This is a genomic window from Arthrobacter crystallopoietes (assembly GCF_002849715.1).
Classification (GTDB): domain Bacteria; phylum Actinomycetota; class Actinomycetes; order Actinomycetales; family Micrococcaceae; genus Crystallibacter; species Crystallibacter crystallopoietes.
On sequence record NZ_CP018863.1, the window covers coordinates 1,303,557 to 1,316,488 of the forward strand.

The following is a 12,932-nucleotide window of genomic DNA, read 5'->3' on the forward strand; positions in this document are numbered from 1 at the left end:
TGCTCCACCGGCTGAACGCGTGCCCCCGTCAGCGCTTAATCGCGGGCGTCGACGAGGCCGGCGAGCGCCTTGCGCGAGGAGATGCCCAGCTTGGAGAAGGACCGGGACAGATGCCACTCCACGGCCTTGATGGTGATGAACAGTTCCGCGGCGATCTGCCGGTTGGTCATGCCCTTGGCCGCCAGCGAGCAGACACGGCTCTCCGCGGCCGTCAACCGGTCCGCCTTGTTCTCCGCGATCAGCGGCAGCCGCGCATCATGGGCGGCCAGCAGCTCGGTCATCCGCCGCGCCACGGAGGCCGCGCCGATGCGATTGCCCAGCACCAAGGCCTTGCGGCCCGCCGCCAAGGCCTCCTGCCGGTGCGCTGACAGCGTGTCCGCGTCCTCCCCCGCGAGGCAGATCTCGGCCAGATCCGCCAAGGCGAGGGCCTGGTCGTAGCGCCCCTCGTTCGCTTCCAGCAGGCCGATGGCCTCGCGCAGCATCAGCACGGCGGTTTCCGGTGGCTGCGCGAGCGCCGCTACCCGCAGCGTCATGCCGGTCAGCCGGGGCGCACCGAAGGCACGGACCTTGTCCAACGCCTCTTCGGCTACCGCCGCTGCGTACTCCTTCTGGCCCAGGCGCACCGCGCTTTCCACCGCGCTCCTGGTCCAGGCGCTCAAGGTCGGCCCGAGCCCCACGGCCAGATCCATCGCGGCCGTGAAGTGTTCCAATGCGGACTTGTGGTCGCCGTGCGCGGCCAGCACGGTCCCGTGCAGCTGCAGCGCCATCGCCTGGACCAGCGGAACCCGTTTTTCCTCCAGCGGGACCTTGGCCAGCAGGGCATCCGCCGCCTCCAGGTCGTCCCGCGCGACGTAAACACTGGCGAGCACAAACGCGGCCACTTCAATGTAGGTGCGCCAGCCCGCATCCGCCGCGCGCATGCTGGCCTCCAGGTCCACCTGTGCCAGCCGCAGCCGGCCCCGGTTCAGGTGGATGGCCCCGCGGCAGTAGGCCAGGGTGGCGTGCGCCATCAGTGACGATTTGGCTCGCGCTTCGGCAATGGCCGCGTCCAGCAGCGCGAGTGCTTCCGCGTCCCGCTCTGCACCGTTGAGGGCGCCGGTCAAGAAGTTGATGATGCTGGACTCGGCCCCGTTTTCAGCCAGGATGAGGCCGCCGGCGTAGCTCCGGACCGCCAGTTTCCCGCTGAGCGCGGCGTCCGCGCCGCTGATGGTCAGTCGCAGCGCCTCCTGCGCCAGCAGCAACCGGTCCCCCGGCCCGTCCTCAGACGGATCCCGGCTCAGGATCCCGGCGAGCTCTGTCGAATACTGCGCGGCGATCTGCAGTTGCTGGAAGCCAGCACCCGATGCCAGCGCAATCACCCGCCGTCGTAAATCGACATGGTCACCCGGGTCGTTTTCCAGCTCCTTCAGCGCCTTGCCGAAGCAGTCCGCGGCTCGTTCCACCTCGTTCATGTCGTAGAGCACTTCCGCGTGGCCGACCAGCAACTCCACCCGGCGGACCGTTCCTTCGGTCAGTTCCAACGCGTCCTCGGCGAGCCGCACTGCGGTTTGCGAATCGCCTGCGCCCTGATGCGCGTAGGTGGCCTCGATCAGGAGCTCCTGCCGCAGGCGGTCCGGGAGGGTGGACTCCTGCAGGGCCCGGTCGGCCAGCTGGGCGGCGAGAGCGTAGGCGCCCTGGCGTCTTGCCTGCGCCGCAGCGGCCAGCAGAATCCGGGCGCCGTCCTCGTCACCGTCCGGCAACGTCTCCAGCAGGTAGTTGGCGATCAGGGCCGGCTGTGCACTTTCGGCCATCAGGACGCCGGCCGCATTCCGGTGCAGGGCCGAAACCTCTTCAACGCCCAGGTCAGCCAGCAACGCCTCCGCCACGAGCGCATGCTGGATGGCCGGCCGCGGCTTCACCGAGGCCAGGAACCGTTCTTCCTCCAGCCTGGCCAGCGACTCGTTCAGTTCCGCGGTACGCAGCTCCAGCATCGCCTTCAGCCGTGCCGCGCTTGCGTCTTCGCCGAGAACGACGACGGCGCCGAGCACGTTTCGGTCCAGCGCGTCCAGCCGGTGCAGCCGGCCGCGCAGCACGGCCGCCTCATTGGGCGAGGCTTCGGCGGGCCGCGCCAGTGGCTGGTCCCGTTCGAGCAATTCGTGGATGAAGAACGGCACTCCGCCGCTGGCGGCCTGGACGCGGGCCGCGTTGACCTGGACGTTGCTTTCCTGCCGCTCCAGAATCCAGTTCTCGATGGCCTTCTGGCTCAGCGGCTCCAGCTGCCAGTGCAAGGGGACACTGGAGGGAACATGAGGCTCGCGGTCCGAAGTCCTGTCCCCCTCCAGCAACGCGCTTGTGTCGATGCCTTCGGGGTGTTCGGCGCCGGGACCGGTCCGAACGCCTCGCAGCAGGAGTACGGGGACGTCGATCAGCAGGCTGCCGATATCCAGAAGCGCGCCCAGGGAAAGTTCGTCGAGCCACTGGGCATCATCGACCACGGCGATCACGGGCCGGTCCTGGCTTCGCGAGCGCAGCACCCACGAGGCCGAATAGCTCAGGGCGTCGCTCTGGGCCGGACCGCCGGTGGTGGTCAGGAACTTGTGCAGCAGCGCGCCCTGGCCGTCAAAGGGCGGCGCATCCGCGGGCAGCCGCTGAGCCAGCGGGGCGAACCACTGCCACAGCATGGCACCGGGCAACTGCCGCCGGGCGTCCCCGCGGGCGCGCAGGACCTTCCAGTCACGGGCCTGGGCATCGCGGCAGATTTCGTCCAGCAGCGAGGTCTTGCCGATGCCCGCCGGGCCGCTGACCGTCAGCTCTGTATTGCGGCCGGACGCGACGGTGTCCGCGAGCGTCTGCCACTGAGCAAGTTCGCGGTCCCGACCGAATAACCGTGTCTGCCCCATCATTCGATCCTACGGCGGCGCTAGGACATTTACGACGGGGCGGCCGAAAGTGACATTCCGGGGTCCGTATTAACCTGCCGCCGGCTCCGCGACGCACTTGTTGCGTAGCTCGCCGATTCCCTCGATCCGGGTGACGAGTTCCGCGCCTACCGGTATCCACTCACGGGGCTTGCGGGCCAGGCCGACGCCCGCCGGAGTGCCGGTGGCGATGATGTCGCCCGGTTCCAAGGTCATGAACTCGCTGATGTAGGAGACCAGCTTGGCGCAGGAGAAGATCAGATCCGACGTCGTGCCGGACTGCTTGACGACGCCGTCCAGCTCGCACTCCACGGCCAGGCCGTCCTCCGGGTCGATTTCGTCAGCCGTCACGACGACGGGGCCCACCGGCGTCATCCGGTCCCAGTTCTTGCCCTGGAACCACTCGGACGTCCGGCCCTGCCAGTCGCGCACGGAGACATCGTTCATCACCGTGTAGCCCAGGATGGCGTCCTTGGCTGCGGCCTCGTCCACTTTGCGGATGGTCTTGCCGATCACGATGGTCAGCTCGGCCTCCCAGTCGATCTTGCGGCTGGCTTCGGGCATCTGCACGTCGTCGCTGGGACCGACCAGCGCGTTGTGCATCTTGGTGAAGATCGTGGGGTGCTTCGGCACGTCCTGGCCGACTTCTTCGGCGTGGGCGTAGTAGTTCAGTCCGGCGCAGAGGATCTTGCCGGGACGCAGGATGGGAGTGTCCAGGTCTGCGGCAGCCGGTTCCTGCCCTGCTTCGCCGGCAAGCGTGCGCCAGTCCTCGCGCAGCAGGAGCTCGCCGACATCCTTGGCCGGCAGGAAGGTGGTTGCACCGTTCTCCTGCCGAAACGCCTGCGTTGTCCCGTTGCGCCGTACCGTGCCGAGTCGCATCCAAACCTCCTGCGGGCAGCTGCACACCGCCGTCGTCCGTTGTTTTCTGCGGTGATGCCCGCTCCTCCGCACAATATATCGCTTTCGCGGGGAGGCCCTGCCGCGAACTGGCCGCGGCCGAACGATAACGGGTCGACACAATTTTGCGCCGGGCGGGTCCAAACCGGGCCGGGAGGGTTCATAATGGTCCAACTCGGTGACAGGAGGGCCGTTATGTTATTCCTTTCGACCTCAGAAGCCCTGCTCTGGCCGCAGCTGAGGAAACTGGAACCGGGACAGCGCATGCGTCTTCGCCGTGGCGTCGTGATCGGGCGGACGAAGGATGGCAGGGCCTACCTCGACGGCGCCTTCCGGATGCTCGTCACCGGCCCGTCCGCCGAGCCCTGCGGTCCCTGGTGCCGGCTCGGCTCGGTGGCCGAAGCCGGCATTCAGGAAGATGATGCGCAGGACGCGAGGGCGTCCTAGGTCGTGGCTCTGAAGCGGCTGATGGTGGTTCATAAATGCGAAATCTAGTCGAGGGAAGATGATCGTTCCGGCTAGAGTTGTTGCCGCTGCCTCAGCGACGAGGCGGGAAGTCAATCAAGGAAAGCAACGACGCATGAACTTTGAATCGCACTCCGTGACGCTTAAGCTCTGGGACCGCTCGACCACGAACGAATCGCTGGATGCCGCAGTCGCCGACGTTGCCCTGAGGGCAAACGTCTCGAAGGATCAGGTCAGAGTCACACGGAGCGGACCCAAAGTCTTTACGATCGGTGTCGCCAGCGACCTGTCGTAGGACGCCTTAACCGGCTGACCCTGTGAGAATCAGGCCGGGCGGATGATGCGGCGCTTGGTGGCTTCGGCGATGGCAGCCGTGCGGTTGTCAACGCCGAGCTTGGCGTAAATGTGCACCAGGTGGGTCTTGACCGTGGCCTCGGAGATGAAGAGCTTGCGGGCGATCTCCTTGTTCGGCATGCCGGTAGCCAGCAGTTCCACCAGCTGGACTTCGCGGGCGCTGAGCGCGGGTTCGGGGTTGCGGATCCGGCCCATCAGGCGAGCCGCGACTTCCGGGGCCAGCGCGGTGCGGCCGGCTGCGGCGGCCAGGACGGCCTCGCGGATCTGCTCCGGCGGGGCGTCCTTGAGCATGTAGCCGGCGGCTCCGGCCTCCACAGCGGCGAGGATGTCCGCATCCGTGTCGTACGTGGTCAGGATGAGCACAGGCGGGGCTGCTTTGCCGGCGTCACTGTTGGCCTTGATCCGCGCCGTCGCGGTCACCCCGTCCATCCCGGCGCCCATCTGCAGGTCCATCAGCACCACATCCGCGGGCTCGCCGAGGGCAGCCAGACGGTCAAGTTCCCTCAACGCGGCAGCCCCGTCCGCGGCTTCGGCTGCCACCGTCATGCCTTCGAAGTCGGAGAGCATGGCGCGAAGCCCGGCGCGCACCACGGGATGGTCGTCGACCAGCAGAATCCTGATCCCGCTCACTCCTGCTCCTCCCCCACACCGGTGCGCAACGGCAGCCGGATGGCCACCACGGTCCCCTCACCTGGCGCGGATTCCAGGTCCAGCCGGCCGTTCAGCGCGGCAACCCGTTCCCGCAGCGACAGCAGGCCGAAGCCACCGCCGTCGTCGTCACGGTCCCTCTCCCCGCGCGTAGCCGCCGCCGGGAGACCAAAGTCCGTGCCGCCGTCGTACTTTGAAGGATCAAACCCTACGCCGTCGTCGTAAATATCCAGTGTCACGTCCTCGTCAAGAAACCCCAGACTAACGACGGCGGTGCGCGCCTTCGCGTGCGCCAGGACGTTCGCGAGGCTCGCCTGCGCCGCGCGGAGCAGCGTGACCTCGTACGGTGCGGGCAGCCGCACGGTGTCGCCGTCGAGGTTGAAACGGCAGCGCAGCTGGTCCCCGCGCGCCGCGGCCTGCCGTTCGGTGGCCGCACACAGCCGGGCCAGACTGTCGGCCAGGGCGCTGGCGCCGTCCTCGCGCGGTTCCAGTTGCGGGGAGGACAAGCCGCGGATGAAGCTGCGCGCCTCGGCCAGGTTCTCCGAGGCCGTGGACTGGGCCAGGCGGATACGCTCGGCCGCCGTCGCGGTGTCGCCGGCGTCCAGTGCTGTGGCGGCACCGCGCGCGACCAACACGATGCTGGACAGGCCCTGGGCGAGGGTGTCGTGGATTTCGCGGGCGAGCCGCCCGCGTTCGGCGAGCACTCCGGCGTCGTGCTGGGATTGGGCCAGTTCGGCGCGGGTGCGGCGCAGTTCGGCGAGCGCGCGGCGCTGGTTTTCGCCGTCGAGATACAGCGCGCGGTACGCCATGGCCATGAACACGGCGAACACCGCCCCCACCATCGGCCCGATCAGCATCGCCGGCTCCAGTCGGCCGTTGTGCCACCACTGCGACAGAATCACGACGCCGGTGAGCATGGCGACGGCGAACACGGCATGGGCGGTTTTGAGCACATGCAGGTGGAGGAAGAACAGCGGGAAGGCCAGCCAGACGAAGTTGCCGCTGACCGCCGCGAGCGCCACCCAGATCACGGTCACCAGCGCCAGCCAGGCTGCTCCGTAGCGGCGCGGATCCGGGCCGGTGCCGGTGGTGCTGTGCCGTTTCTCGACGATCGTGCCGGCGAGGTAGACGCCAGCCAGCAGGATCCCGAGCAGCAGGGCGAGCCAGCTCAGCGGAGCGTGCGGGGCGTTGATCAGCGTCAGAACGACGGCGAAGGCGAGCAGGCCCGCGAAGCCCGTGTGCAGCCCGATGCGCAGCACGCGCAGCACCAATGCACCTGCCGACGGCTGGACGGGCCCGGATGCTGCAGGCTTACGGCCGGGCTGTCCCGCTTCGGCGAGGCCAGGCCCGGACTCGGGCTCAAACCAGGCCCCGGTCTCGGCGGGCTCGGTCGGGACAGACATGCTCCCAGCGTAGCCACCGCCGGAGCAGCGGGCATCAACCATTCGGTTGACTGTGGAATCAACGGTCTGTCCGCTGCGGATCAACCGTTTCCGCGATGTGCCCGCGCGGCTTCCGCGAAAGGCTGGATACAGCGGCCGAACGCGGCCCAGTACTCCACGGAAAGAAGGAAACATCGTGTTTTTGGCACTGCGGGATATCCGGTTCGCGAAGGGCCGTTTCGCCCTGATGGGAACGGTGGTGGCCCTGATTACACTGCTGCTGGTCATGCTTTCCGGCCTCACGGCAGGCCTGGGCAACCAGTCCATTTCCGCCGTTGCCGGGCTGGCGCCGGCGGTCAACACCGTGGCGTTCGGCGCGCCGGCAGGAAACGAGGCGAAGGCTTCCTACACAGAGTCGCAGATCTCGCGCGACCAGCTGGACGCGTGGCAGCAGGCGGACGGGGTGGTGCATGCCGAGGCGTTCGGCATCGCGCAGACCCGTTTCTCCGCCGGCGGCACTACCAACGTGGCGGTCTTCGGCGTCGAGCCCGGCGGCCGGCTGGCCCCCGCTCCCGTCGCGGACGGCACGGTGGTCCTCAGCCAGACCATTGCGGACGACTTGAGCGTGGCAGCCGGTGATCCGGCGGAAGTGGGCGGCCGGCAACTGCTGGTCTCCGCCGTCGTCGATGACCAGTGGTACTCCCACACGCCGGTGGTCTGGACCTCGCTGGCGCAGTGGCAGAAGGTAGCCCATATTAACGACGGCGGGGCCGCCGACGGCCCGATCGCCACCTCCGTTGCGGTGCAACTGGCGGACGGGGATCCTGCCGGAGCGGCCGCCACGGCAGCAAATGCAGCCGCGGAAACGGTGACCACTTCCGTCACCGGTTCCTTCCAGGCACTGGGGTCCTACAAGAGCGAGAACGGCTCGCTGCTGATGATGCAGGGCTTCCTCTACGGGATCTCGGCGCTGGTGATAGTCGCCTTCCTGACCGTCTGGACCATCCAGCGGACGCGGGACATCGCGGTGCTCAAGGCGATGGGCAGCTCGGACGGCTATCTGCTGCGCGACGCGCTGACCCAGGCCGCGATCGTCCTGGTCGCCGGGGCCGCCGTCGGTGGTGGTGTGGGCGTTGTGGGCGGCTACTTCGCCGCCCAGGCCGCACCGTTCCTGCTCACCGCGGCCAGCACTCTGCTGCCGATCGCGGGCATCGTGCTCCTGGGCATGGCCGGCGCCGTCGTCGCGGTCCGCCGCGTGACCAAGGTGGATCCGCTGACCGCCCTCGGCGGCAACTGAGCATCCGCGCCAGCTGAACCCCGCGATCTCCCGACATCTCCACCCTCCAACCAAGGACAACACCGATGACTGCAGTACTGAACCTCGTCAACACCACCCTCGAGTACCCTGACGGCGACGCCACGGTCACCGCCCTGGACAGCGTCAACCTGTCCGCGCGGCCCGGCACCATCACCTCGCTGGCCGGTCCGTCCGGTTCCGGCAAGTCCTCCTTGCTCGCCGTCGCCGCCACCCTGATCCGGCCGACGTCGGGAATCGTCCTCCTCGACGGAATGGATGCGACGGCCCTCTCCGCGCGGGAAACGGCAGTCCTGAGGCGTGAAACCATCGGCATCATCTTCCAACAGCCCAACCTGCTCGCCTCGCTGACCGCCGTCGAGCAGCTGCAGATCGCGGAGCACCTGCGCGGCGGATCGCCGAAGAAGTCGAAGGCCCGGGCCCTCGAACTGCTGGACGTCGTGGGCCTCGCCGGCTCCGCAGGACGGCGGCCGCATCAGCTCTCCGGCGGGCAGCGCCAGCGGGTCAACATTGCCCGCGCGCTGATGGGCGAGCCGAAGCTGCTGCTGGTGGACGAGCCGACGGCGGCGCTGGACCACGAACGCTCCGAGGCGATTGTCCGGCTGCTGGTCCGCGTAACCCGGGAGTTCAAGGTAGCCACGGTGATGGTCACCCACGACACGGAGTACATCCCGCTGACCGACGCCGTCGCCACCATGCGCGACGGCAGGCTGACGGCGCTGGAACAAGTCGCCGTTTAGCATCTGACGCTCTACTGTCGAGGTGAGTCGGTCCTTTCCGATGTGCCGATCCGAAGAACAGTGAGGCCCATGCGCACCGTCATCCATTCCGCCCGCCGCATCTCCGGCGGCGAGATCGTCGCCGACGCCTGGATGCTCCTAGAGAGCGGTCGGATTACCGACGCCGGCACCGGCAGCTGGTCCGGAACCGTTACCGGCCAAGAGATTGCAGACGTTCGGGAGGTCGACGCCGCCGGCGCCTACCTGGTGCCAGGGTTCGTGGACATGCACTGCCATGGCGGCGGCGGCGCTTCGATTGACGACGGCGACACGTCCCTCGGCCCGCTCACTCACCTAGCGCACGGAACTACCAGTCTCCTCGGCTCGCTGGTCACCAATCCGCTCGGAGTCCTGGAGGCCACACTCCGCAGGCTGGCGGCGGAAGCTCCAGCCCACGGGACGGTGAAGGGCTTCCACCTCGAGGGGCCCTTCCTCGCGGCCAGCCACTGCGGTGCCCACAATCCTGGCTTTCTCGTGCCGCCCAAGGTTGAAGCCGTGGACCGGCTCGTCGAAGCCGGCGGCGGCCTTTTGCGCCAGGTAACCATCGCCCCGGAACTGGACCCCGGTTTTGCCGCCGTCCGCAGGCTGGTCGACCACAAGGTGGCGGTCGCCGTCGGACATACGGACGCGGACTATGACACTGCCCGCGCTGCATTCGACGCCGGCGCCAGCATCCTCACCCATGCCTTCAACGCCATGAACGGGCTGCACCACCGCGCGCCCGGACCCATCGCCGCGGCATTCGACTCACCCCACGTCACGCTGGAAGTGATCGCCGATGGGCACCACGTCCATGACTCGATGCTGCGGCTGGCGTTTCAAGCCGCTCCGGGCCGGGTTGCCCTGATCACCGACGCCATGGCGGCGGCAGGCTGCGGGGACGGCACCTACCACCTTGGTTCGCTCCCGGTCGAAGTGCACGACGGCGTTGCCCGGTTGCCCCACGGCGGTCCCATCGCCGGCAGCATGCTCACCATGGACGCAGCGCTGCGGCGTGCCGTTGCGGTCGGCATCCCGTTGCCGGAGGCCGTGGCCGCAGCCACCTCGGTGCCCGCCCGAGCCGCCGGTCTGGACGGCGACGGTGCAGGAAGCCTTGCCGTCGGTTCGCCGGCGGACCTCATCCTGCTGGACCAAGACCTTAGGCCGCACCGGATCTGGCGGGCCGGAGAAGAGCTGCCAGCAGCGCAACGTATGGGCCAGCCGGACTAACCGTTCCGGCCCTGCTGCATTCCGCCGGACAGCTCGGCGCCCGACCTACGCAGTCGCAGCTACGGCCCCAGCGCGGGCATCGGCAGCCCGAAGTCCTCCTTCAACGCCAGGCGGGCGGCGTGGTAACCGGCCATGCCATGCACGCCGGGACCAGGCGGCGTTGCCGCCGAGCACAGGTACACCCCGTCCAGCGGCGTCTTCCACGGCTTGGTGCCGAGCACGGGCCGGGCCAGCAACTGCGCGACGTCCACCGCGCCGGTGCCGAAGTCCCCGCCGACGTAGTTCGGGTTGTACTGCTCATATTCCGCGGCGGACATACTCTTTGAGGCAACAACGACGTCGGAAAACCCGGGCGCGGCCGCCTCCAGCTGCGCGGTGATCACGTCCGTCATGTCGCGGGTGGAGCCCTGCGGCACGTGGCAGTAGGTCCACAGAATATGCCGTCCGGCGGGGGCCCGCGTGGCATCGAAGACGCTCGGCTGGGAGACCAGGACAAAGGGCTTTTCGGAGTGGCGCCCGCGGGCAATGTCCTTCTCCGATGCCGCAACCTGCTCGCGGGTTCCGCCCAGATGGACAGTCCCGGCCCGGGCCAGTTCGGCGTTGGCCCATGGGACGGGTTCGGACAGAATAAAGTCCACCTTGCCGGCGCCGGGGCCGTACCGGTAGGAGATCAATGACTTGGCGTAGCCGCGCGGCAGGCGTCCGCCGGCCAGCCGGACCAGTTCCTGCGGCGAGGTGTCCAGCAGCACGGTGCGGGCGTCGGTCAGTTCAGCCAGCGAGTTCACCTTGTGCCCGGTGACCAGCTTGCCGCCGTGGTTCTTCAGGTCGCGGACCAGCTCGTCGATGATGGCCTGCGAACCGCCCACGGGCAGCGGGTACCCCACGGCGTGCGCCAGCGAGCCGAGCATCAGCCCCGCTCCGGCAGCCACCGGCCGCTGCAGGCCGCCGGGTGTATGGGCCATCACCCCCGAAAGCAGCGCCGGAGCGAGGTATTCCTTGAAGCGCATATTCCAGGCGGCGCTCCCCTGCTCCAGCGAACGCAGTCCGTACCGCAGCGCCGAAACCGGATGGCGGGGTAGCCGCAGCAGCTGGTTCATGGTCAGGTCCAGCACGTCGCGCGAATGCGTAACCAGTGGTTTCATCAGCGACCGGAAAGCCGCCCCGTCGGCACCCAGAGAAGCAGCGGTGCGGTCCAGGTCCCGGTAGGCAAAGGCGGCCTTCGCACCGTCGATAACGTGCGAATAGGAGATGTCCGGCGTGATGAGTTCGATCCGCTCGGCCAGCCCGAAGTCCCGGAAGAACGGGGCCGCCACTGCCATGGGATGGACCGCGGAGCAAACGTCATGCCAGTGCCCCGGTTCCATCAACTCCGACGTGCGGGCTCCGCCGCCCGGCGTGGCACCGATCTCGAACACGGTGACCTTCAGTCCGGCCCGCGCCAGGATGACCGCCGCCGCCAGGCCGTTCGGTCCGGCTCCCACCACGGCCGCATCGGGAAGTGACATGTACGCTCCGCCTTCCTGCCGGACTACCGGCTGCCGATCCGTGAACGCCATCTGTGAACAGCGTAGCTGTCCAGCACCAGCACGTCGTCGGAACGGTCGAAGGGACCGCCCTGCGGATCGTCGGTCTCCAGCCGGCGTACCGGATCGTGCTCGGGGTGCAGGATGGAGCGGACAACCTTGTAGGCGATGTATGCCGTCGCTGCTATATGCGCGAGTACGGCCAGCACGTAGTAGGCGCCGTCGATATTATGCTCCGGCGCGCCGCCGCTGGTGAATTGGCCCAGATACATCCAGACGGCCCACCAGTGCAGCAGTTCGACGAACTGCCAGATGAGGAAGTCCCGCCAGCGCGGGTAGGCGAGCGCCGCCAGCGGAACCAGCCACACCACGAACTGGGGCGAGTACACCTTGTTTGTCAGCACCAGGGCCGCCACGATCAGGAACACGATGGACGCCAGCCGCGGCCGCCGCGGCGCGGACAGCACCAGCAGCGCGATCGCGATACAGGCCAGCAGGAACAACACCAGCGACGCCCGGTTGATGAACTCCGGGCCCAGCTGCGGCAGCCCTTGCCCCTGCACCGTGGTGTTGTAGGCGTACCAGATAGAGGAGTACCCGGCCTCCCGGTCGCGGCTGAACCCCAGGAAATAGGCCCAGCCGGCAAAGTCCGCCAGCATGAAGGGCAGGTTGACGGCCAGCCAGGTTCCTCCCGCGGCGGCAGCAGTGACCGCCAGCGGGCGGTACTTCCCGGCCCGGATGGCCAGCAGTAGCACGGCGCCCAGGATCAACAGCGGATAGATCTTCATGGCGGTGCCCAGCCCGATGAAAACCCCGGCCAGCACCAGCCGCCCGCGCGCGAAGGACAGCATGGCCAGCGCCGCCAGCATGGCCGCCCAGAGATCCCAGTTAATGCTCCCGGCCACCACGATCCCCGGGGCCAGCGCCACCATCGCGGCATCCCAGGGCCTGCGGTGGCTCATCCTCGCCGTCGTAATCACCGTGATGATCCAGACCACGGCGACCAGCGTCGCATTCACATCGAAGTAGGCCAGCGAGCGTTCCGCCGACACTCCGGAACCGGGAACCAGCAGCGCCGTGAATCCGGCCAGCAATCCCATCAGCACGGGGTACTCGAAGACACCGCCCGGGGTCAGGAACGGAAACATGCCCTCCGCCAGTCCGCGGGTTTCGAACAGGACGGGCCAGTCCGAGTAGCAGCCCATGTAGAAGTAGTCCGGCAGCACCCAGCCGGCAACCCGGCACGGCGTCTTGACCAGCACGGAGAGCAGCGCGGCCAGCGTGGTCAGCACAATCAGCACGCGTTCCACCGTGAAGAAGCCCGGCTCCACAATCCCGGGGGCGGTCCGGTGTCCCAGGGGCCCGCCGATCAGCTCGGTGAACCGGCGCAGCAGCGGATCGTTGCGGCTGGGCACCACGATGCGCAGCGGCAATCTGCGGCGCGATGGGCGGAACCGGGGCAT

11 protein-coding genes are annotated in these 12,932 nt (G+C 68.2%); 5 read left to right on the forward strand and 6 right to left on the reverse strand.

Annotated elements, in window-relative coordinates:
- Positions 1–35: 35 nt before the first annotated feature.
- On the reverse strand, positions 36–2,882 hold the full coding sequence (locus tag AC20117_RS06300) for a helix-turn-helix transcriptional regulator (RefSeq protein WP_083339704.1): 2,847 nt from the start codon (positions 2,880–2,882) through the stop codon (positions 36–38).
- A gap of 66 nt (positions 2,883–2,948) precedes the next feature.
- On the reverse strand, positions 2,949–3,776 hold the full coding sequence (locus AC20117_RS06305; protein ID WP_074700451.1) for a fumarylacetoacetate hydrolase family protein: 828 nt from the start codon (positions 3,774–3,776) through the stop codon (positions 2,949–2,951).
- A 213-nt stretch (positions 3,777–3,989) separates the two neighbouring features.
- Here AC20117_RS06305 and AC20117_RS06310 point away from each other — a divergent pair, with 213 nt between their 5' ends.
- Both AC20117_RS06310 and AC20117_RS06315 read left to right on the forward strand, forming a co-directional pair.
- Positions 3,990–4,241 (forward strand): hypothetical protein, encoded by a 252-nt coding sequence (locus AC20117_RS06310; protein WP_074700450.1) that lies wholly within the window; start codon positions 3,990–3,992, stop codon positions 4,239–4,241.
- Positions 4,242–4,374: 133 nt separating this feature from the next.
- Positions 4,375–4,554, forward strand: a complete 180-nt coding sequence (locus AC20117_RS06315) for a hypothetical protein (protein ID WP_074700449.1) — start codon at positions 4,375–4,377, stop codon at positions 4,552–4,554.
- Between the two features lie 29 nt (positions 4,555–4,583).
- On the opposite strand, the gene AC20117_RS06320 is transcribed toward AC20117_RS06315, so the two are convergent.
- Positions 4,584–5,243 carry a response regulator gene (locus AC20117_RS06320; protein WP_074700448.1) on the reverse strand — a complete coding sequence of 220 codons (660 nt, stop codon included), beginning with the start codon at positions 5,241–5,243 and terminating at the stop codon, positions 4,584–4,586.
- Positions 5,240–6,664 carry a sensor histidine kinase gene (locus AC20117_RS06325; protein WP_083339953.1) on the reverse strand — a complete coding sequence of 475 codons (1,425 nt, stop codon included), beginning with the start codon at positions 6,662–6,664 and terminating at the stop codon, positions 5,240–5,242. Before AC20117_RS06325 ends, AC20117_RS06320 begins: the two co-directional genes overlap by 4 nt.
- Positions 6,665–6,839: 175 nt before the next feature.
- Between AC20117_RS06325 and AC20117_RS06330 the strand changes: the two genes are divergently transcribed.
- The 3 genes from AC20117_RS06330 to nagA all read left to right on the forward strand — a co-directional run bounded on the left by AC20117_RS06330 (position 6,840) and on the right by nagA (position 9,946).
- The gene (locus AC20117_RS06330) at positions 6,840–7,940 is read left to right on the forward strand and encodes an ABC transporter permease (protein WP_074700447.1); all 1,101 of its coding nucleotides are present in this window, start codon (positions 6,840–6,842) and stop codon (positions 7,938–7,940) included.
- A gap of 65 nt (positions 7,941–8,005) precedes the next feature.
- Entirely contained in the window at positions 8,006–8,698 is a 693-nt protein-coding gene (locus tag AC20117_RS06335; protein ID WP_074700446.1) for an ABC transporter ATP-binding protein, read from the forward strand.
- Positions 8,699–8,767: 69 nt separating this feature from the next.
- Positions 8,768–9,946, forward strand: a complete 1,179-nt coding sequence (gene nagA, locus AC20117_RS06340; protein ID WP_074700445.1) for an N-acetylglucosamine-6-phosphate deacetylase — start codon at positions 8,768–8,770, stop codon at positions 9,944–9,946.
- A gap of 59 nt (positions 9,947–10,005) precedes the next feature.
- Here the strand turns inward: nagA and AC20117_RS06345 are convergent, their stop codons facing one another.
- Complete coding sequence (locus tag AC20117_RS06345) at positions 10,006–11,451, reverse strand: phytoene desaturase family protein (protein ID WP_074703178.1); 1,446 nt, start codon at positions 11,449–11,451, stop codon at positions 10,006–10,008.
- A gap of 23 nt (positions 11,452–11,474) precedes the next feature.
- A complete protein-coding gene (locus AC20117_RS06350; protein ID WP_074700444.1) occupies positions 11,475–12,932 on the reverse strand; it encodes a glycosyltransferase family 87 protein in 1,458 nt (485 codons plus the stop codon).